Source organism: Superficieibacter sp. HKU1 (genome assembly GCF_029319185.1).
Taxonomy (GTDB): Bacteria; Pseudomonadota; Gammaproteobacteria; order Enterobacterales; family Enterobacteriaceae; genus Superficieibacter.
This window is the reverse complement of record NZ_CP119754.1, coordinates 642,673-663,171: the sequence shown is the minus strand read 5'-3', so window position 1 is coordinate 663,171 and position 20,499 is coordinate 642,673. Positions and strand designations below refer to the sequence as shown.

General features: G+C 54.2%; 21 protein-coding genes. 15 read left to right on the top strand and 6 right to left on the bottom strand.

Features of this window, described 5'->3' with window-relative positions:
• The first annotated feature begins 73 nt into the window (after positions 1-73).
• The 3 genes from pepA (at position 74) to P0H77_RS03195 (ending at position 5,023) form a co-directional block, all read left to right on the top strand.
• Positions 74-1,585, top strand: a complete 1,512-nt coding sequence (pepA, locus tag P0H77_RS03205; RefSeq protein ID WP_276163554.1) for a leucyl aminopeptidase — start codon at positions 74-76, stop codon at positions 1,583-1,585.
• Positions 1,586-1,724: 139 nt separating this feature from the next.
• Positions 1,725-2,168, top strand: a complete 444-nt coding sequence (holC, locus tag P0H77_RS03200) for a DNA polymerase III subunit chi (RefSeq protein ID WP_276163553.1) — start codon at positions 1,725-1,727, stop codon at positions 2,166-2,168.
• Positions 2,168-5,023, top strand: coding sequence for a valine--tRNA ligase (locus P0H77_RS03195; protein WP_276163552.1), 2,856 nt, complete (start codon positions 2,168-2,170; stop codon positions 5,021-5,023). The genes holC and P0H77_RS03195 overlap by 1 nt, the downstream gene beginning before the upstream one ends.
• Positions 5,024-5,180: 157 nt before the next feature.
• Here the strand turns inward: P0H77_RS03195 and P0H77_RS03190 are convergent, their stop codons facing one another.
• A complete protein-coding gene (locus P0H77_RS03190) occupies positions 5,181-6,371 on the bottom strand; it encodes a DUF898 family protein (protein ID WP_276163551.1) in 1,191 nt (396 codons plus the stop codon).
• Between the two features lie 190 nt (positions 6,372-6,561).
• Between P0H77_RS03190 and P0H77_RS03185 the strand changes: the two genes are divergently transcribed.
• Positions 6,562-7,059 (top strand): GNAT family N-acetyltransferase, encoded by a 498-nt coding sequence (locus tag P0H77_RS03185; protein ID WP_276163550.1) that lies wholly within the window; start codon positions 6,562-6,564, stop codon positions 7,057-7,059.
• A 113-nt stretch (positions 7,060-7,172) separates the two neighbouring features.
• Here the strand turns inward: P0H77_RS03185 and P0H77_RS03180 are convergent, their stop codons facing one another.
• Genes P0H77_RS03180 through rraB form a run of 3 tightly spaced genes read right to left on the bottom strand, consistent with a single transcriptional unit; the run spans position 7,173 to position 9,134 of the window.
• Entirely contained in the window at positions 7,173-7,895 is a 723-nt protein-coding gene (locus P0H77_RS03180; RefSeq protein WP_276163549.1) for a topoisomerase II, read from the bottom strand.
• Positions 7,896-7,911: 16 nt separating this feature from the next.
• Positions 7,912-8,670, bottom strand: a complete 759-nt coding sequence (miaE, locus tag P0H77_RS03175) for a tRNA isopentenyl-2-thiomethyl-A-37 hydroxylase MiaE (RefSeq protein ID WP_276163548.1) — start codon at positions 8,668-8,670, stop codon at positions 7,912-7,914.
• Between the two features lie 50 nt (positions 8,671-8,720).
• Entirely contained in the window at positions 8,721-9,134 is a 414-nt protein-coding gene (rraB, locus tag P0H77_RS03170; protein ID WP_276163547.1) for a ribonuclease E inhibitor RraB, read from the bottom strand.
• A 164-nt stretch (positions 9,135-9,298) separates the two neighbouring features.
• Here rraB and argF (P0H77_RS03165) point away from each other — a divergent pair, with 164 nt between their 5' ends.
• Entirely contained in the window at positions 9,299-10,303 is a 1,005-nt protein-coding gene (argF, locus tag P0H77_RS03165) for an ornithine carbamoyltransferase (RefSeq protein ID WP_276163546.1), read from the top strand.
• Positions 10,304-10,344: 41 nt separating this feature from the next.
• Here argF (P0H77_RS03165) and P0H77_RS03160 read toward each other — a convergent pair whose 3' ends face one another.
• Entirely contained in the window at positions 10,345-10,797 is a 453-nt protein-coding gene (locus P0H77_RS03160; protein WP_276163545.1) for a YhcH/YjgK/YiaL family protein, read from the bottom strand.
• 665 nt (positions 10,798-11,462) lie between these two features.
• Between P0H77_RS03160 and arcA the strand changes: the two genes are divergently transcribed.
• From arcA to P0H77_RS03110, 10 genes are all read left to right on the top strand, one after another.
• Positions 11,463-12,680: an arginine deiminase gene (arcA, locus tag P0H77_RS03155; protein WP_276163544.1), complete on the top strand. Its 1,218-nt coding sequence runs from the start codon at positions 11,463-11,465 to the stop codon at positions 12,678-12,680.
• 10 nt (positions 12,681-12,690) lie between these two features.
• Positions 12,691-13,626, top strand: a complete 936-nt coding sequence (gene arcC, locus P0H77_RS03150; protein ID WP_276163543.1) for a carbamate kinase — start codon at positions 12,691-12,693, stop codon at positions 13,624-13,626.
• A gap of 18 nt (positions 13,627-13,644) precedes the next feature.
• Positions 13,645-14,649 carry an ornithine carbamoyltransferase gene (argF, locus tag P0H77_RS03145; RefSeq protein ID WP_276163542.1) on the top strand — a complete coding sequence of 335 codons (1,005 nt, stop codon included), beginning with the start codon at positions 13,645-13,647 and terminating at the stop codon, positions 14,647-14,649.
• A gap of 47 nt (positions 14,650-14,696) precedes the next feature.
• On the top strand, positions 14,697-16,100 hold the full coding sequence (locus tag P0H77_RS03140; protein WP_276163541.1) for a YfcC family protein: 1,404 nt from the start codon (positions 14,697-14,699) through the stop codon (positions 16,098-16,100).
• Positions 16,101-16,223: 123 nt separating this feature from the next.
• Positions 16,224-16,703 (top strand): ArgR family transcriptional regulator, encoded by a 480-nt coding sequence (locus P0H77_RS03135; RefSeq protein ID WP_276163540.1) that lies wholly within the window; start codon positions 16,224-16,226, stop codon positions 16,701-16,703.
• A 98-nt stretch (positions 16,704-16,801) separates the two neighbouring features.
• On the top strand, positions 16,802-16,939 hold the full coding sequence (gene pyrL / locus P0H77_RS03130) for a pyr operon leader peptide (RefSeq protein ID WP_276163539.1): 138 nt from the start codon (positions 16,802-16,804) through the stop codon (positions 16,937-16,939).
• Between the two features lie 2 nt (positions 16,940-16,941).
• Entirely contained in the window at positions 16,942-17,877 is a 936-nt protein-coding gene (pyrB, locus tag P0H77_RS03125; RefSeq protein WP_276163538.1) for an aspartate carbamoyltransferase, read from the top strand.
• 10 nt (positions 17,878-17,887) lie between these two features.
• The gene (gene pyrI, locus P0H77_RS03120) at positions 17,888-18,349 is read left to right on the top strand and encodes an aspartate carbamoyltransferase regulatory subunit (protein ID WP_276163537.1); all 462 of its coding nucleotides are present in this window, start codon (positions 17,888-17,890) and stop codon (positions 18,347-18,349) included.
• A 255-nt stretch (positions 18,350-18,604) separates the two neighbouring features.
• Positions 18,605-18,991: a 2-iminobutanoate/2-iminopropanoate deaminase gene (ridA, locus tag P0H77_RS03115; protein ID WP_176919501.1), complete on the top strand. Its 387-nt coding sequence runs from the start codon at positions 18,605-18,607 to the stop codon at positions 18,989-18,991.
• 59 nt (positions 18,992-19,050) lie between these two features.
• Positions 19,051-19,503 (top strand): transposase, encoded by a 453-nt coding sequence (locus P0H77_RS03110; protein WP_276163536.1) that lies wholly within the window; start codon positions 19,051-19,053, stop codon positions 19,501-19,503.
• Between the two features lie 102 nt (positions 19,504-19,605).
• Here the strand turns inward: P0H77_RS03110 and P0H77_RS03105 are convergent, their stop codons facing one another.
• Positions 19,606-20,499: a PHP domain-containing protein gene (locus tag P0H77_RS03105; RefSeq protein WP_276163535.1), complete on the bottom strand. Its 894-nt coding sequence runs from the start codon at positions 20,497-20,499 to the stop codon at positions 19,606-19,608.

Below are 20,499 nucleotides of genomic sequence, written 5' to 3'. Positions count from 1 at the left end.
GACATGAGTTACGAAAGCTTGCAATTCTATCCGCAGCTTCCGCTGTTGTCTTTAAGATTCAGGAGCGTAGTGCATGGAGTTCAGTGTAAAAAGCGGTAGCCCGGAGAAACAGCGGAGCGCGTGTATCGTCGTGGGCGTCTTTGAACCGCGCCGCCTCTCCCCGATTGCCGAGCAGCTCGATAAAATCAGCGACGGCTATATCAGCGCGTTGCTGCGTCGCGGCGAGCTGGAAGGTAAACCGGGGCAGACCTTGCTGCTTCATCATGTGCCGAACGTCCTGTCAGAACGTATTCTGCTGATCGGCTGCGGCAAAGAACGTGAGCTGGATGAGCGCCAGTATAAGCAGGTGATCCAGAAAACGATCAACACCCTTAACGATACCGGTTCAATGGAAGCGGTCTGTTTCCTGACCGAACTGCATGTGAAGGGGCGCAATAACTACTGGAAAGTGCGTCAGGCGGTAGAGACGGCGAAAGAGACGCTGTACAGCTTCGATCAACTAAAGACCACCAGAAGCGAGCCGCGTCGTCCGCTGCGCAAGCTGGTGTTCAACGTGCCGACCCGCCGCGAGCTGACCAGCGGCGAGCGTGCCATTCAGCACGGTCTGGCGATTGCCGCCGGGATCAAGGCCGCAAAAGATCTCGGCAATATGCCGCCGAATATCTGTAACGCCGCCTACCTCGCCTCCCAGGCGCGCCAGCTGGCGGACAGCTACAGCAAAAACGTTATTACTCGCGTGATTGGCGAGCAGCAGATGAAAGAGCTGGGAATGCACTCTTATCTGGCGGTCGGCGCGGGTTCGCAGAACGAGTCGCTGATGTCGGTGATTGAGTACAAGGGCGATGCCTCCGAAGACGCGCGTCCCATCGTGCTGGTGGGTAAGGGGCTGACCTTCGACTCCGGCGGTATCTCCATCAAGCCATCCGAAGGGATGGACGAGATGAAGTATGACATGTGCGGCGCAGCAGCAGTGTACGGCGTGATGCGGATGGTAGCGGAACTTCAGCTACCGATTAACGTCATCGGCGTGCTGGCAGGCTGTGAAAATATGCCTGGCGGCCGCGCGTATCGTCCGGGCGACGTGCTGACCACCATGTCCGGTCAGACGGTCGAGGTGCTGAACACCGACGCCGAAGGCCGTCTGGTGCTGTGCGACGTGCTGACCTACGTTGAGCGTTTTGAGCCGGAGACGGTGATTGACGTGGCGACGCTGACTGGTGCCTGCGTGATTGCCCTGGGCCATCATATTACCGGGCTGATGTCGAACCACAACCCGCTGGCGCACGAGCTGATTGGCGCATCCGAGCAGGCAGGCGATCGCGCGTGGCGTCTGCCGCTGGCCGATGAGTTCCAGGAGCAGCTGGAGTCCAATTTTGCGGATATGGCGAATATCGGCGGGCGTCCTGGCGGCGCAATTACCGCCGGTTGCTTCCTGGCGCGTTTTACCCGTAAATATAACTGGGCGCATCTGGATATCGCCGGTACCGCCTGGCGCTCCGGTAAAGCCAAAGGCGCGACCGGTCGCCCGGTCGCGCTGCTGTCGCAGTTCCTGTTGAATCGCGCCGGGTTTAACGGCGACGAGTGATGCACCATGCCGGGTGGCGGCTTCGCCTTACCCGGCCTACAAACGGCACCAAATCCCAGGCCGGGTAAGCAAAGCGCCACCCGGCATTAAAAACACCAGACCCGGCCTTCACCGGTAACGTCATCACAAGAAGCCCTATATGAAAAACGCAACGTTCTACCTTCTGGACAACGACACCGCCGCCGACGGCCTGAGCGCCGTGGAACTACTGGTGTGTGAGATTGCCGCAGAACGTTGGCGCAGCGGCAAGCGCGTGCTGATCGCCTGCGAAGATGAGCAACAGGCGATCCGCCTTGATGAAGCGCTGTGGGCGCGCCCGGCGGAAAGCTTTGTGCCGCACAATCTGGCAGGTGAAGGCCCGCGCGGCGGTGCGCCGGTCGAGATTGCCTGGCCGCAGAAGCGTAACAGCAGCCCGCGCGATATCCTCATCAGCCTGCGGACAAACTTCGCAGATTTTGCCACCGCTTTCACAGAAGTGGTAGACTTCGTCCCTTATGAAGACTCTTTGAAACAACTGGCACGCGAGCGCTATAAAGCCTACCGCGTGGCTGGTTTTAACCTGAATACGGCAGCCTGGAAATAATGGAAAAGACATACAACCCGCAAGATATCGAACAGCCGCTTTACGAGCAGTGGGAAAAGCAGGGCTATTTCAAACCCAACGGTGATGAAAGCCAGGAAAGCTTCTGCATCATGATCCCGCCGCCGAACGTCACCGGCAGCTTGCATATGGGTCATGCTTTCCAGCAAACCATCATGGACACCATGATCCGCTACCAGCGCATGCAGGGTAAAAACACCCTCTGGCAGGCGGGCACGGACCATGCAGGCATCGCCACCCAAATGGTGGTTGAGCGTAAAATCGCCGCCGAAGAAGGTAAAACCCGCCACGACTACGGTCGCGATGCCTTCATCGATAAAATCTGGCAGTGGAAAGCAGAATCCGGCGGCACGATTACCCGCCAGATGCGCCGTCTCGGCAACTCCGTGGACTGGGAGCGCGAGCGCTTCACCATGGACGAAGGCCTTTCCAATGCCGTGAAAGAAGTCTTTGTCCGCCTGTACAAAGAAGATCTGATCTACCGCGGTAAGCGTCTGGTCAACTGGGACCCGAAACTGCGTACCGCCATCTCCGATCTGGAAGTGGAAAACCGTGAGTCGAAAGGCTCCATGTGGCACATCCGCTATCCGCTGGCCGACGGCGCGAAAACCGCCGACGGGAAAGATTACCTGGTGGTCGCCACCACCCGTCCGGAAACCCTGCTCGGCGATACCGGCGTGGCGGTAAACCCGGAAGATCCGCGTTATAAAGATCTGATCGGCAAATTCGTGGTGCTGCCGCTGGTTAACCGCCGCATTCCGATTGTCGGCGACGAGCACGCCGATATGGAAAAAGGCACCGGCTGCGTGAAAATCACCCCGGCGCACGACTTCAACGACTACGAAGTCGGCAAGCGTCATCAGTTGCCGATGATCAACATCCTGACCTTTGACGGCGATATCCGTGAAAGCGCGCAGGTGTTCGATACCAAAGGCGAAGAGTCTGAGGTTTATGCCAGCGATATTCCGGCAGAGTTCCAGAAGCTGGAGCGTTTTGCCGCACGTAAAGCGATGGTCGCCGCCGTTGATGCCCTCGGTCTGCTGGAAGAGATCAAACCGCACGATCTGACCGTCCCGTACGGCGACCGCGGCGGCGTGGTTATCGAACCGATGCTGACCGACCAGTGGTATGTTCGCACCGACGTACTGGCGAAACCGGCGGTTGAAGCGGTTGAGAATGGCGATATTCAGTTCGTACCGAAGCAGTACGAAAACATGTACTTCTCCTGGATGCGCGATATTCAGGACTGGTGTATTTCCCGTCAGCTGTGGTGGGGACACCGTATCCCGGCGTGGTACGACAACGACGGCAACGTCTACGTGGGCCGCACCGAAGACGACGTGCGTCAGGAAAACAACCTGAGTGCCGACGTTGCCCTGCGTCAGGACGAAGACGTGCTGGATACCTGGTTCTCCTCTGCGCTATGGACCTTCTCCACCCTCGGCTGGCCGGAAAACACCGACGCCCTGCGTCAGTTCCACCCCACCAGCGTGATGGTCTCCGGCTTCGACATCATCTTCTTCTGGATCGCTCGCATGATCATGATGACCATGCACTTCATCAAAGATGAAAACGGCAAGCCGCAGGTACCGTTCCATACCGTCTACATGACCGGCCTGATCCGCGATGATGAAGGGCAGAAGATGTCCAAATCCAAGGGCAACGTGATCGACCCGCTGGATATGGTTGATGGTATCTCCCTCGCGGATCTGCTGGAAAAACGTACCGGCAACATGATGCAGCCGCAGCTGGCGGACAAAATCCGTAAACGCACCGAGAAGCAGTTCCCGAACGGCATCGAGCCGCACGGCACCGACGCCCTGCGCTTCACGCTGGCGGCGCTGGCCTCTACCGGCCGCGATATCAACTGGGATATGAAGCGTCTGGAAGGTTACCGTAACTTCTGTAACAAGCTGTGGAACGCCAGCCGTTTTGTGCTGATGAACACCGAAGATCAGGATTGCGGTTTCAACGGCGGCGAAATGACGCTGTCGCTGGCGGATCGCTGGATCCTGGCAGAGTTCAACCAGACCATCAAAGCGTACCGCGAGGCGCTGGATAGCTATCGCTTCGACATCGCGGCAGGCATCCTGTATGAGTTCACCTGGAACCAGTTCTGCGACTGGTATCTGGAGCTGACCAAGCCGGTGATGAACGGCGGTTCTGAGTCTGAACTGCGCGGCACGCGTAATACCCTGGTGACCGTGCTGGAAGGTCTGCTGCGCCTGGCGCATCCAATCATCCCGTTCATTACCGAGACTATCTGGCAGCGCGTGAAAGTGATTTGCGGTAACACCGGCGACACCATCATGCTGCAACCGTTCCCGCAGTACGACGCGGCGCAGGTCGATGAAGCAGCGCTGGCCGATACCGAGTGGCTGAAGCAGGCGATCATCGCGGTGCGTAACATCCGTGCGGAGATGAACATCTCCCCGGGTAAACCGCTGGAACTGCTGCTGCGCGGCGCGAGCGCCGACGCAACCCGTCGCGTGAACGATAACCGCAGCTTCCTGCAAACCCTGGCGCGTCTGGAAAGCATTACCGTGCTGCCTGCTGATGATAAAGGTCCGGTTTCGGTCACTAAAATCATCGACGGTGCCGAGCTGCTGATCCCGATGGCGGGGCTTATCGACAAAGAGGCCGAACTGGCACGTCTGGCGAAAGAAGTGGCGAAAGTCGAGGGTGAAGTGAGCCGTATCGAAGCCAAGCTCTCCAATGAAGGCTTTGTGGCGCGCGCACCGGAAGCGGTGATTGCCAAAGAGCGCGAGAAGCTGGAAGGATATGCCGAAGCGAAAGCGAAGTTGATTGAGCAGCAGGCAGTAATTAGCGCGCTGTAAGCCCGCTCTGCCCGGCGGCACTTCGCTTGCGCGGGCCTGGAGGCATTAATATTAAGGGTTTTGTAGGCCGGGTAAGCGCAGCGCCACCCGGCATGCTTCCACGGAGTAACGCCTGACAACACGCAGAGGCCGGAATACGTTCCGGCCTTTTTTATCGTTACAGGAATGGTAAAGTGGGCATCATACCGCGCGACACTTTCGCCAGAACGTCTGTATCCGCTTGCTGATCATTGTTCTCTAACGTCAACGCATCCAGATCGCCAATCACATACGTATTTTCGGCCTGCCAGGAGAGCATCCACATTTTCAGCAATGGATAGGCCAGCCCGCCGGTAATACCAGAAACCACCACTAATGCACACATCCGATAGAGCATGCCAAAATAGGTTAATGTCGAGCGAAAGCGAACACGCCCGTCGGCCAGTGAAAGTCGGCTCATAAAGTGGTTACGCAGGGCGACGGTTAAATAACTGGTGCTTATCGCGATACCAAAATAATAAATCACCTGCGCGATAATCCTCTTGCGCAGCCCCTCAAAAACCTCGCTCATGTCGCCAGTCGCGTAAATGGAAAAGCCACGTATTTCATCCACAATCTGATCGTATATGATATACCCCGCTACACCTAAAAACGGGATAATGGTGATAAACGCCAGAATGGCGAATTTGATACAATAAACGGTGTCCAGCTTGACGTCGAAGCGATGCACCCCGAAGCTGATATTATTCCAGATAAACGGCATTATTTTGCTGAACAAGAAACCATTAAAAATACCGATGGCCGCTACCGCTATCAGCGCCAATACAATGCCCGATATAATTGCCCCACTATCACTACCTGTCGGGCAAAGTTTAGCAATAATCATTACACACAGGACTAATCCTATAGCCATCGCAACAGGTAACCCTACCATGATTAACCAGAATCTTTTCATCGAACATGAAAAGCCGAAATGCACGCCGTTCAGAGAAGTCATCATGGCCTGGTAGCGCATCCCTTTCACGACCATAAAGGGGAGAAGAATAAACAAGGCTATAAACAGCACAATGCCAATAAAGGGAATTCTCATCGCCATTGACATTATCACGGAGAAATATATCGCCAGCAAAAACAGGCAGCTCCCAAATATGTTGCCGCCTGTCACCCCATAAGTAAAACTCTGCCCATTGACTTCCATATTAGCGTAAATATAACGGCGACATTTCATTAATGCCCAAGGCGTATAAATACCTAACGTGATAAGACAAAGTAAAACATTCACCAGGCATATAAGGAAATAACTACCCCCGTCGCCGTGAAACACAAACGGATGACTCTGAGTATCCATGCCATCAATAACTTTTGCCATAAAACATCCCTAAATTAACAAATCCATAAATAAATAATACTAAAAGAACCGTTAAATCTGCTGTATTACAATACCCTTTAACCATCATCAATGACAAAATTTTTTCATGCCCTATAAGTCGCTTGCGCCGCATTAGAGAGAATGGTATTAAATAAATGTATAAGTATGATATGTGCAATTGGGTAATGTTATGAATGTAGTCAGCACGCTCGCGCTGCGCCGCCTGACGGCTCAGGATAACCCGGCGATTGCCGCCGTTATCCGTCAGGTTTCCGCCGAATACGGCCTCACCGCCGATAAAGGCTATACGGTAGCCGATCCGAATCTGGATGAACTGTACCAGCTGTATAGCCAGCCGGGCCACGCCTATTGGGTCGTTGAGCAGGATGGTAACGTCGTGGGCGGTGGCGGTATTGCACCGCTGGCCTGTAGCGAGCCGGATATCTGTGAATTACAGAAGATGTATTTTCTGCCCTCGATTCGCGGTCAGGGGCTGGCGAAAAAGCTGGCGCTGATGGCAATGGATCATGCCCGCGAGCAGGGGTTTACACGCTGCTATCTGGAAACCACCGCCTTCCTTAAAGAAGCGATAGGGCTATATGAAAAGCTCGGCTTCCGGCATATTGACGGTCCACTGGGCTGCACCGGTCATGTGGATTGTGAAGTTCGGATGCTGAAAGATCTTTAAACAGCCTTTATTCTCTTTGTACGGGATATACATGCCCGTGACGTTATTTTAATCTGGATAAAAGAGAATAAAAAACGGCGGGCCTGAGATAGTGTTATACAGGCCCGACAGAATTAATTCGATGAATCAATTGCAAAACGAATTACGCCCGCCGCTTTATCCTGCGGCAGCGTCAGGACGCCATTCCATAAATCCTGCACGATATTACAGGTGATTTTCTCTTTGCCGACGCCGCTGGCCGGAGCAGACATAATGGCCAGATCCTGACCGTATTTTTCACTCAGCTTTTGCGCGACCGGTTTAATATCCTGCTGCGCATGTTCCCGCTCCTGCGGCGTCACGGTATGTTTGTTCGGCCCCATAGCGGCGCGCATCATGGCGGCATCAATCTCCATGCGGCGATGGAACATCTCCTGCGGCAGGATGCGTATCGGGTTAATTCCCCCCTTCACGTCCGGAAACAGGAAACGGTAGCAGTCATCATCGCTGACTTTTTGCACGGCGGCGGTCTGCTCCATGTTGATTTTCATGTAGGCCACCACATTTTCATCCGGCGCCGTTTGCAGACGCTGCATTTGCAGGTTCAGCACCTGCGGCTGGATCGCATCGACAATCTGCTGCTCGGTTTTACCTTCTTTTTGCATGGTCAACGCGCGGGTACGAATCGACTCCCAGAGCTGCGGCTCCTGCTCTTTCAGCACCTGATATGTCGGCATGGTACTGACAATCGCGTCGAATTGTTCATCGTCATTTTTAGCCGGGGAGCGGTGGGCGAGCCAGGCAAAAGCCATAAACGAGATAACGCCTGCCAGCAGTGCGGTTGACCATTTTTTCATGTGTTGTCCTGTGTCGTCAGACCGGGACACCGCTATGAAAACGGAACGCATTGTCCTCAGTCGTAATAAGTGTCGCCTCAATGTGCCCGAAATGCTGCACGCGTGGCGTGATGTCATCACTGGCAATCTGCTGTGCCAGTGCAAGATAATCCTGGTAATGGCGCGCTTCGGAGCGAAGCAGGGAGAGGTAAAACTTCTGCAAATCCTCTTCCAGATGCGGCGCAAGCGCGGCAAAGCGTTCGCAGGAGCGGGCTTCGATATATGCACCGCAAATCAGCTTGTCGATCAGCGTCAGCGGCTCGTGGGTGCGCACCTCTTTCAGCATTCCTTTAGCATAGCGGCTGGCGGTGATTTTCACGTAAGGAATACTACGCACCGCCATCGCCTCGCGCACCTGCCAGAAATGGTGTAATTCTTCTTTAATTAACAGCAGCATGCTGTCAATTAGCTGACGTCCCCACGGATCGTCAGTGCGGGGCATCACGCTTTTTCCAATTTGCTTATGCAGCGCCAGGAAGTCCGGCTCCGGCCCCTCGCGGAACGTAAAAGCTTCATAAGGTTGCAGCCACGCCAGCAGCGCATCGCCGCCCTCTTTATCGGCAACATATTTACGCACCAGCAGCATCGCAGTTTGCGCGGCTTTCAGTTCGCAGACCATATGGTCAGTGAGGAGCAAAGGCAGGTTTGCCGGATCGCGGGCTTTGTCGATCCACGCCTGAGGGGTCGGGCAGTGCAGGAATTGCGTAACGGGGGAAAGTAAGTGCTGGTAATCCATAACAGTCCTGAGAGTGCGGCAGCCGAAGCTGCCGCACCGGAGTTTATAGCTTAGTGACGTACGCCGTCGTCATCTTCGTCGATGTCATCCTCGTCGCTGTCTTCCGCATCGGGATCTTCGAAGTAGGTGCCCCAGCCGTCATATTCGACGTTGAATTTTTCAGCCAGATTCATCAGCTGTTCCACCTGCGCGTCGATCAGATCGGCGTTAAGCGCGCATTCGCTGAGAATGTCGCAGCAGATAACCGTATCACCCTCTTCCACTTCCAGCTCTTCGGGCTCGGTCACTTCGTAACCCAGTTTGAAGGCTTCTACCGCGAATTTCTCCAGCGTGTCGAAGTCGTCAGCGGAAAGATGATGTTCAATGGTGTACAGGGCATCAGGATCGCTGCCGTCTTCAATTAACTCTTCGATGGTTAAACGCGTTTCTTCACGCTGCTCTTCCAGGTATTCCGGGTTTGCCATGGTGGGTTCCTCATAAATTGCCGCCGTTACTTCTATTGTCACACACCGCTGACATTGCCTCCAGTCCATCCGGCAAAGATTTATGATCAGGGCTTGCAATTGCATATTCATACAGATAAATTGAATTTTAATTCAATTAGTGACCTACGTCATGAGAGGGAAATATGTCGTCGTTCTACCAGAAACACTTTTTAAAGTTACTCGATTTTACCCCTGCGGAAATTCACACGCTGCTCAAGCTCGCCGCCAGACTGAAGGCGGACAAAAAACAGGGCCAGGAAGTGCCGCAGCTTAGCGGTAAAAACATCGCGCTCATCTTCGAAAAAGACTCCACCCGTACCCGATGCTCTTTCGAAGTTGCCGCATACGACCAGGGCGCACGCGTCACGTATCTTGGCCCCAGCGGCAGCCAGATTGGTCATAAAGAATCCATTAAAGATACCGCCCGCGTGCTGGGCCGGATGTATGACGGCATTCAATACCGCGGCCACGGGCAGGAGGTGGTCGAAACGCTGGCAGAGTTTGCTGGCGTGCCAGTATGGAACGGGCTGACCAACGAGTTTCACCCGACGCAGCTGCTGGCAGATCTGCTGACCATGCAGGAGCACCTGCCGGGCAAGGCGTTGAATGAGATGACGCTGGTCTACGCGGGCGACGCACGCAATAACATGGGCAATACCATGCTGGAAGCCGCCGCACTCACCGGGCTTGATTTGCGTCTGGTAGCACCAAAAGCCTGCTGGCCGGAGGAAAGCCTGGTTGCCGAGTGCAAGGCGCTGGCGGCGCAGACCGGCGGTAGCATCACCCTGACGGAAGATGTCGCGGCAGGCGTGAAGGGCGCGGACTTTATCTATACCGACGTCTGGGTGTCGATGGGCGAAGCCAAAGAGAAGTGGGCCGAACGTATCGCCCTGCTGCGTGATTATCAGGTGAACAGCCACATGATGCAGTTAACCGGCAATCCGCAGGTGAAGTTTCTGCACTGTCTGCCCGCCTTCCATGACGATCAAACTGTCCTCGGCAAACAGATGGCGGAAGCGTATGGGTTACACGGCGGCATGGAAGTGACGGATGAGGTGTTTGAGTCTGCGGCCAGCATCGTATTCGATCAGGCGGAAAACCGGATGCACACCATTAAGGCGGTGATGGTGGCGACCCTGGCGGAATAGGCGCTTTAGCGCTGCGATCGTTCGCAGCGCTAATTCCCGCCTCACTCCACCAGCAGTTTCACTACCACTTTGCGCCCCTGCGCTGGCGTACCGACCGCGCACAGCGGCTTGTGGACTTCGCCCGGATAGAACACCACAAAATCCCCTTCGCTCAGCACCACGGTTTTCTCCTGCTCGCCCTCCGGTAAGAAGGCGATGTCTTTATCCGCCAGCCAGTCCGTGTCCGGTGTACCTGCCGGAAGCGTACTGAAGGTCATCCCTTCCTGACCTTTCAGAATAATTTGGATGTCGAGATAGCGGGCATGGTATTCCGCGCGGCGTTTTTCGAAAGGCTCAGTCATATCTTCAGAGAGGATATAGAACAGGCGGCTGCCGTCGATCTCATATTTGCCGGTTGCAGTGGCATCGGTAACGTGCGCTTTAACGTGTTCAATGGCATGGCGCAGTTCCGCCGGTAGCCAGCTGTGTAGATGGTGAATGTTGCCAACGATCATGATAACCCCTCTTAATTAAAACGATGTTTCATTTCCTCAGTTATACGATCAATCACACCGCCCCGCCACTCGTTTTTGTCGAAGACTTGCGGTAGCGCATGTTTATCGGATAAGAGATTAATCAGCTGTGATCGCCTTCCGCTTTTTATGCATTAATTATGCATACTCCGAAAAATGTAAATTCATACTATCGACTTAACCACTTGAAAAAAAAGTATTTACAATAAAAACAATCGGTATATCACACTTTAGATGCCATGATTTTTGCAGCTATAACGCATAAATATTTACCCATTTAGCTTACGTCCCGGATAATATCGTGGTATTTCTGCATAACGATAAAAATCAGATAGTTAAGTCTTTTATTTTCAATAAGTTAAGATGATGCGACATATTTAAAATAACAACACATTATTAACAAACAAGAATAATCCAGGCCGTAAAAGCGTATTCATTCATTCACCATTGCAATTTAAATAACGAATTTATGATAACTATCATAAATAATAAACAATTCTTTCAGACGCTATTCCCGCGTGACCCTCATCACATTTTTAGCTTTTAAAAAACCTATTATCCATCACGAAATCAATTGCTACCGGCAAACGCGAAATACATTTTCGTCGACCTTTCTTTTTATTTATAAAAAGCATCAAGGATTAATTATGGAAAAGAATTACGTTGGTTCCGAGGTGGGAACGTTACGAAGCGTAATGCTTCATCGACCTAATCTCAGCCTGAAAAGATTAACCCCGTCAAATTGCCAGGAATTGCTGTTTGATGATGTCCTGTCCGTTGAGCGGGCGGGAACTGAGCATGACATCTTCGCCAGCACCCTGCGCGATCAGGGCGTGGAAGTGCTGTTATTAACCGATCTCCTGGCGCAAACGCTTGATATTGCTGAAGCGAAAGACTGGCTGCTGACCACTCAGGTGTCGGATTACCGCCTCGGGCCGGGCTTTGCTTCCGACGTTCGCGGCTGGCTGGCGGATATGCAGCATCGACAGCTGGCGCGTCATTTAAGCGGCGGTCTGACCTACGGGGAAATTCCTTCATTTATAAAAAATATGGTGGTGGATACCCACGACGCGAATGATTTTATTATGAAGCCGTTGCCTAATCATTTATTTACCCGTGATACGTCATGCTGGATTTATAACGGTGTGTCAATTAATCCTATGGCTAAACCTGCGCGTCAGCGGGAAACGAATAATTTGCGGGCCATTTATCGCTGGCACCCGGCATTTGCCGACGGCGATTTTATAAAATATTTCGGCGACGACAATATTAATTACGATCACGCCACCCTCGAAGGGGGCGATGTATTAGTTATTGGACGCGGAGCCGTCCTGATTGGTCTCTCCGAACGGACGACCCCGCAGGGCGTGGAATTTCTTGCCACCGCCTTATTTAAACATCGCCAGGCCGAGCGCGTGGTGGTTGAACTGCCCAAACATCGCTCCTGTATGCATCTCGATACGGTGATGACCCACATCGACGTTAACACCTTCTCCGTTTATCCCGAGGTGGTGCGCAAAGAATCCCAGTGCTGGACCCTGACGCCGGACGGGCGCGGCGGCCTGGATCGCGTTCAGGAAACCAGCCTGCTGCACGCCATTGAAAAAGCGCTGGGTATCGATCGGGTTCAGCTGATCACCACCGGCGGCGATGCCTTCGAAGCCGAGCGCGAACAGTGGAACGACGCCAATAACGTACTGACCCTGCGCCCCGGCGTGGTGGTGGGCTACGAGCGCAACGTCTGGACCAATGAAAAATATGACAAGGCCGGTATCACCGTGCTGCCAATCCCCGGCGATGAACTGGGACGCGGACGCGGCGGCGCACGCTGCATGAGCTGTCCACTGCAACGAGATGGTATTTAAGGAGCCCGTAATGGACAAGAAACCGACTCTGGTCGTCGCGCTCGGCGGTAACGCCCTGTTAAAACGCGGCGAACCGCTGGAAGCTGACATTCAGCGGAAAAATATCGATCTGGCGGCAGCGACGATTGCCAGCCTGACCCGGCAATGGCGCGTCGTGCTGGTGCACGGCAACGGGCCGCAGGTGGGCCTGCTGGCGCTGCAGAACAGCGCCTGCGATGCCGTCACGCCTTATCCGCTCGACGTTCTCGGCGCGGAAAGCCAGGGGATGATCGGCTATATGCTTCAGCAGTCGCTTAAGAATCAACTTCCTGAACGCCATATCAGCGTGCTGCTGACCCAGGTCGAAGTCGATGCCGACGATCCGGCCTTCAGCAACCCAACCAAATACATTGGTCCGGTGTATGACCAGGCGCAGGCCGACGCCCTCGGACGCGAGAAAGGCTGGACGTTCAGGCCTGATGGCCGCTGGTTTCGCCGCGTCGTGCCCTCTCCTCTTCCCGCTCACATTGTGGAAAGCGATGCCATTCAGGCGCTGCTCGAACGCGATCATCTGGTGATCTGCAACGGCGGCGGGGGCGTTCCGGTGGTGCAAAAAGCCGATGGCTACCACGGCGTTGAAGCGGTGATCGACAAAGATCTCTCAGCCGCGCTGCTGGCCCGCCAGCTTGATGCCGACGCGCTGCTGATCCTGACCGATGCGGATGCGGTGTACCTCGACTGGGGCACGCCGGGACAGCGTCCCTTGATTCAGGCGACGCCGGAGTTGCTCAGGAATATGCAGTTCGATGCCGGATCGATGGGGCCAAAAATCGCGGCCTGCTGCCGCTACGTTGAAGCCTGCCACGGCCGCGCCGGGATCGGCGCGCTGGCAGATGGTCCGGCCATTTTGTCCGGAGATAAAGGCACGTTGATTCGCATGGAAAACATGACATCGGCGGCCCTGTAATTTTAAAAGGAATGAATCATGGCTATCTCTCTTAAAAACCGCAATTTTCTCAAACTGCTGGACTATACCCCGGCAGAAATACAGTACCTGATCGATCTGGCCATTGAACTGAAAGCCGCCAAAAAAGCGGGGCGCGAAAAGCCGATGCTGAAAGGCAAAAATATCGCGCTGATTTTTGAAAAAACCTCCACCCGTACCCGCTGCGCCTTTGAAGTCGGGGCCTTCGATCAGGGCGCGCAGGTCACCTACCTCGGCCCCAGCGGCTCTCAGATCGGCCATAAAGAGTCGATGAAAGATACCGCGCGGGTGCTGGGACGGATGTATGACGGCATTGAGTACCGCGGCTTTGGTCAGCAGATTGTCGAGGAGCTGGGCGCTTATGCCGGCGTGCCGGTGTGGAACGGGCTGACGGACGAATTTCACCCGACGCAGATCCTCGCCGATCTGATGACCATGCTGGAGCATGCGCCGGGTAAATCGCTGGCGGAACTGCGCTTTGCTTATCTTGGCGACGCGCGCAATAACATGGGCAACTCCCTGATGGTCGGCGCGGCGAAGATGGGGATGGACATCCGCCTGGTGGCGCCGAAATCTTTCTGGCCTGACGAGGCGCTGGTCGCAGAGTGTCGGGCCATCGCCCGGGAAACCGGCGCACGCATTACCCTCACCGAAAACGTTGAAGAAGGCGTTCACGGCGTCGATTTTCTCTACACCGATGTATGGGTGTCGATGGGTGAGCCGAAAGAAGCGTGGGCGGAACGCGTCAGCCTGATGAAACCCTACCAGATTAATCAGCGGGTGCTGGAAGCCACCGGCAATGCGCAGGTGAAATTTATGCACTGCCTACCCGCCTTCCATAACGAACACACCAAAACCGGCCGTGAAATCGAAATGGCCTACGGCATGAAAGGGCTGGAGGTCACGGAAGCGGTGTTCGAATCGCCCCATTCCATCGTCTTCGATGAAGCGGAAAACCGTATGCATACCATCAAAGCGGTGATGGTGGCGACACTCGGCGAGTAATCACATTCCCGGCCTGCTGACTGGCACGCCGGGATAGGGAACCTATCATGAGTAAATTCAAATTCCCCTCGGCTTACACCATTTTGTTCATTCTTATCGCCCTGGTCGCCGTGCTGACGTGGCTGATCCCGGCCGGGCAGTATCATATGGCGATGAACGACGCGCTGGGCAAAGAGGTGCCGGTAGCCGGCACCTACGCGCACATGGCGGCCCATCCGCAAGGCATTATCGCAGTAGTGATGGCCCCGATTAGCGGACTGTACGATCCCGAAACTGGTCAGGCGGGTGCCATCGACGTGGCGCTGTTTATTTTGATCATCGGTGGCTTCCTCGGCATTGTGACCAGAACCGGAGCCATCGATGCCGGGATCGAGTGCGTTACGCTGCGTCTGCGCGGACGCGAAGAGTGGATGATCCCCATCCTGATGGCCCTGTTTGCCGCCGGCGGTACCATTTACGGGATGGCAGAAGAGTCGCTGCCTTTTTACACCCTGCTGGTGCCGGTCATGCTGGCGGCACGTTTTGACCCGGTGGTTGCCGCCTCGACGATCCTGCTCGGCGCGGGGATTGGCACGCTGGGCTCCACCATCAACCCTTTTGCAACGGTCATTGCCGCTAACGCTGCCGGCATTCCTTTTACCGACGGGATCGGGATGCGCGCGGTGTTGCTGGTGGCAGGCTGGATCATTTGCGTGGTCTGGGTCATGCGCTATGCCCGCCAGGTCAGGCTCGCCCCTTCCCGCTCTATCGTCGCTGATAAGCAAGAAGAAAACCGGGCGCATTTTCTCGGTGAAAAAACGCAGGACTCGCTGGCATTTACGCCAGTGCGCAAGCTTATCCTGGTGATTTTTGCTCTCGCGTTCGCCGTGATGATTTATGGCGTATCCGTGCAGGGTTGGTGGATGGCGGAAATCTCAGCGGTGTTCCTCGTCGCGGCGATTATCGTCGGTATCATTGCCCGGATGAGCGAAGAGGAACTGACCTCGACCTTTATCAACGGGGCGCGTGAGTTATTGGGCGTGGCGCTGATTATCGGCATTGCGCGCGGGATTGTGGTGATAATGGATAAGGGCATGATTACCCACACGATCCTGCATAGCGCGGAGGAGACCGTCAGCGGCCTTTCCAGCATGGCCTTTATCAACGTGATGTACTGGCTGGAGGTGGTACTTTCTTTCCTGGTGCCGTCGTCGTCGGGTCTTGCCGTGTTAACCATGCCGATTATGGCACCGCTGGCAGATTTCGCTGGCGTGCCGCGCGACCTGGTCGTCACGGCTTACCAGTCCGCCTCCGGAATTGTTAACCTGGTGACGCCCACCTCGGCAGTGGTCATGGGTGGACTGGCCATTGCCCGCGTTCCTTACGTACGTTATCTGAAATGGGTTGCGCCGCTGCTCGTCATCCTGACGCTGGTTATTATGGCAACTTTAAGCATCGGGGCATTACTATAGGTACGGTGGCGCTGCGCCTGACGGACGCAGTGCCTTCATTCGGACTTAATAACGTCATACGGGATCCCTTCGCATGCGGGAGAAGGGGGTGACTTATAACAGATTGATATTGCAGGATAAAAAATGATGGAATATGGTGAATACTCCCCCAAAGAACAGCTTCAGCTCACCGTGTGTCAGCGTTTGATTGCCGAAAAAAGCTACTTTTCGCAGGAAGAGATTCGCCGTGATTTACAGCTGCATGGCTTCGAAAATATTAGCCAGTCTTCAGTCTCGCGCCTGCTCACGCTGCTGGGAGTGATAAAAATCCGCAACGCCCGGGGGCAAAAAATTTACTCGCTGAATCCTAAATTACGCCCTGCGCCGGACGCCGCGCGATCGGTGGCGGAGATGGTGGTCAGCGTGGAGCACAACAGCGAATTTATTCTTATTCATACCGTGCCGGGCTATGGCCGGGCGGTGGCGCGGATCCTCGATCATCGTGCGCTGCCGGAGGTGCTGGGCATCGTGGCGAGCGGCAATATTGTCTGGGTCGCACCGCGGGCGGTGAAGCGTACCGCGTTAGTCCACAAGCAGATTAATTACATACTTAATATGAATTAATATTCAATAGAACCGTTTGCGTTGAATAAAATCGCCATTAATCGCTTGATCCCGTTTTAGAGCTGAGTATAATCGCCGACAATTTGCCGGGAGGAAGCATGGTCCAGTGTCTACGACATACTGTCTTAGCGCACCTGAAACAGGGTGCAGGTCTGCCGTTTTTCTTCCCGTTGCTCACTGTATTCTCAAAGCCCCTCATTGCAGGGGCTTTTTTTTGCCCAGGCGTCAGGAGATAAACATGGCTAATCCGTTATTTCAGAGACATATCATTTCCATAAACGATCTCAGCCGCGAGGAGCTTGAGCTGGTGCTGGTGACCGCGGCAAAGCTTAAGGCCAACCCGCAGCCGGAGCTTCTGAAGCATAAAGTGATCGCCAGCTGTTTCTTCGAAGCGTCGACGCGTACCCGTCTGTCGTTTGAAACATCGATGCATCGCCTGGGTGCCAGCGTGGTCGGTTTCTCAGACAGCGCCAATACCTCGCTCGGCAAAAAGGGAGAGACGCTGGCGGATACCATCTCCGTTATCAGCACCTACGTGGACGCCATCGTGATGCGCCACCCGCAGGAAGGCGCGGCGCGTCTGGCCACCGAGTTCTCCGGCGCGGTGCCGGTGCTGAACGCGGGCGACGGTGCGAACCAGCATCCCACGCAGACGCTGCTGGATCTCTTCACCATTCAGGAGACTCAGGGGCGGCTGGAAAACCTCACTATCGCGATGGTCGGCGATTTGAAATATGGCCGTACGGTGCACTCGCTGGCGCAGGCGCTGGCAAAATTCAGCGGCAACCGCTTCTGCTTTATCGCCCCGGACGCGCTGGCGATGCCGCAGTACATCCTGGATATGCTGGATGAAAAAGGGATCGCCTGGAGCGTGCATCACGCCATTGATGAGGTGGTGACTGAGGTCGATATTCTCTATATGACTCGCGTGCAGAAAGAGCGTCTCGACCCGTCGGAGTACGCCAACGTGAAAGCACAGTTCGTCCTGCGCGCCAGCGATCTTAACGGCGCACGCGCGAATATGAAGGTGCTGCACCCGCTGCCGCGCATCGATGAAATCGCCACCGACGTCGATAAAACGCCGCATGCCTGGTATTTCCAGCAGGCTGGTAACGGCATTTTCGCCCGCCAGGCGCTGCTGGCACTGGTTTTGAATCAAGACTTAGCACTGTAAGGGGAAGACCATGACACACGATAATAAACTACAGGTTGAAGCCATTAAACGCGGCACCGTTATCGATCACATCCCCGCGCAGGTCGGCTTCCGGCTGCTGACGCTGTTTAAATTGACCGAAACCGAGCAGCGCGTGACGGTTGGCCTGAACCTGCCGTCTGGCGCGATGGGCCGTAAGGACATCATCAAGATAGAAAACACTTTTCTGACCGATGAGCAGGTTGACCAGCTGGCGCTGTATGCTCCGCTGGCGACGGTTAACCGCATCGACAATTATGAAGTGGTGGGGAAATCGCACCCTAATCTGCCCGAGCGGATTGATGCAGTGCTGGTCTGCCCGAACAGTAACTGTATTAGCCATGCCGAGCCGGTGAACTCCAGCTTCAGCGTTAAAAAGCGCGCGGACGATATCGCACTGAAGTGTAAATACTGCGAGAAAGAGTTCTCACATCAGGTAGTGCTGGCGAATTAATTTCGTCGCCGGCACATTGATTTAGGTGTGCCGGGCAATGCCGGGTGGCGGCTACGCCTTACCCGGCCTACATAATCCATCACATGTAGGCCCGCGCAAGCGAAGCGCCGCCGGGCAGGTTGCCTCCCGCATCCGCACTGCCCCCTATTACATTGGATAACACGTTACGTTACCCACTTTTTCGCCTGTGCCGGAAGAATGTTTGTATAATGGGACCATCCTACGTGGACACATTGAATAACTTCAGGAGAGAGTATGTCTAAAACTATTGCGACGGAAAATGCACCAGCAGCTATCGGCCCTTATGTTCAGGGCGTTGACCTTGGCAGCATGATCATCACGTCAGGTCAGATCCCGGTCGATCCTAAAACTGGCAGCGTGGCGGACGATGTTTCCGCTCAGGCGCGTCAGTCGCTGGAGAACGTGAAAGCCATCGTCGAAGCGGCGGGCTTGAAAGTCGGTGATATCGTGAAAACCACCGTTTTCGTGAAGGATCTTAATGACTTCGCTACCGTTAATGCGACTTACGAAGCATTTTTCACCGAGCACAATGCGTCTTTCCCGGCACGCTCCTGCGTGGAAGTGGCGCGTCTGCCGAAAGATGTGAAGATTGAGATTGAAGCTATCGCCGTGCGTCGTTAATGACGTAATGTGATGATGCTATGCCGGGCGCTTATCCGCCCGGCCAGGGAGGGATGTTAATGGCAAAAGCGCGCTTTACCGGGGAACAAATCGCTGATTTTCTGCAGCAGTCCAAAAGCGGCGTCTCTGATAAGGTCTTGTGCGAAACCTATGGATTCAGCATCAGCACGCTCCGGCGCTGGCGGGAATTGCATGCGGCAGGCGTCCGCAGCGAGTTAAAAAAATTAGAATCCACCGCAGCGATAGTCTATGTGGGTTTTATTGCCGCCGCCGTATTACTTAGCGTTGCGTTTTCAAAAATTACTGGCGCGCTGATCCTTCCTCTCATACTGTGTTATTGCATTTATTATATTCGCCGCTTCCGTGAGATCTCTGCCCGGCATATCAAAGAAGAAAATACTTTTCTCGCCCGCACTGGAATTGGCGCAAATAATGCATTTTATCGATTTTGCTGGATATTCATTATCCTGTTAATTTTTATTATTGGATGCGGCATCGCACAGCTGGGGTGAATCAAACCAGTCCTTTTGCGGGCAAAAACGCCTTTATACGGTGCAGAAACGTGATGTTATGCCCGGCACAACGACTGACCGGGCACAGGTTAAGCAACACATTTAGTAAAGCGTGACGCGATCCAAAAAGGCCTCTACTTTTGCCGTTTCAGTTGGATTCAGCTGGCAGCTTCCCATTCGAATGTTGGGCTTATTCTTGCCGTGAAAATCACTCCCACAGGTCATCAGCAGCGAGCGATCCAGCGCATAGTTATATAGCTGCTGGCGAAGATCGCTATCATGATAGCTGGAGAAAACTTCTACCCCCATCACTCCCGCTTTCACCATTTCGCTAATCACGTCGGTATGCCCGTTCTTCACGTTGGCACCAATATGGGCAATAACAGGAATTCCGCCGTTACTGCGGATAATGTCAACCATGTCCGGTAGAGGAGGAAACGCAATCTCTACATGACAGGGTTTTCCTTTACCAAAAAAATCCCAGAAGAAATTAATCAGCGGCATATCTCCCCGCGCATTCCCTTTCCGGTAGGGAGTCAGCAATGCGTTTCCGGCATTACGTTTATCCTCAAGGATCAGTTCCGCCATCTCCTCTTCCTGCGGAACGCGCTCGCCAGCCAGGGAAAAAAGACGTTCTTCATCAAGGAACAAACCGAGCGCTTTTAGTTTGCTGATTTTTATCGGCGTTGCCGCGTGCTGAAGCCGATCAAAATTACGCTTAACCTCAGCAAAGTCGGTGCTATGGCGGCGATAACCATAGCCCAACAGATGATAGTTGTTATTACCAAATGAGCAGTCAATCTCAATACCTGACAGCACCCGAATATTATACTGTTGCCCCCAGTAAATAGCCTCTTCCACCGAGGAAGATGAGTTATGATCGGCGATAGATAATACAGAAACACTTTCTTTTTCTGCAATTTTCATCAGCTGACTGACGGAAAAATCAGCATCATCACTCCATGAGGAATGAACGTGAAGGTCGATATTTTGCAT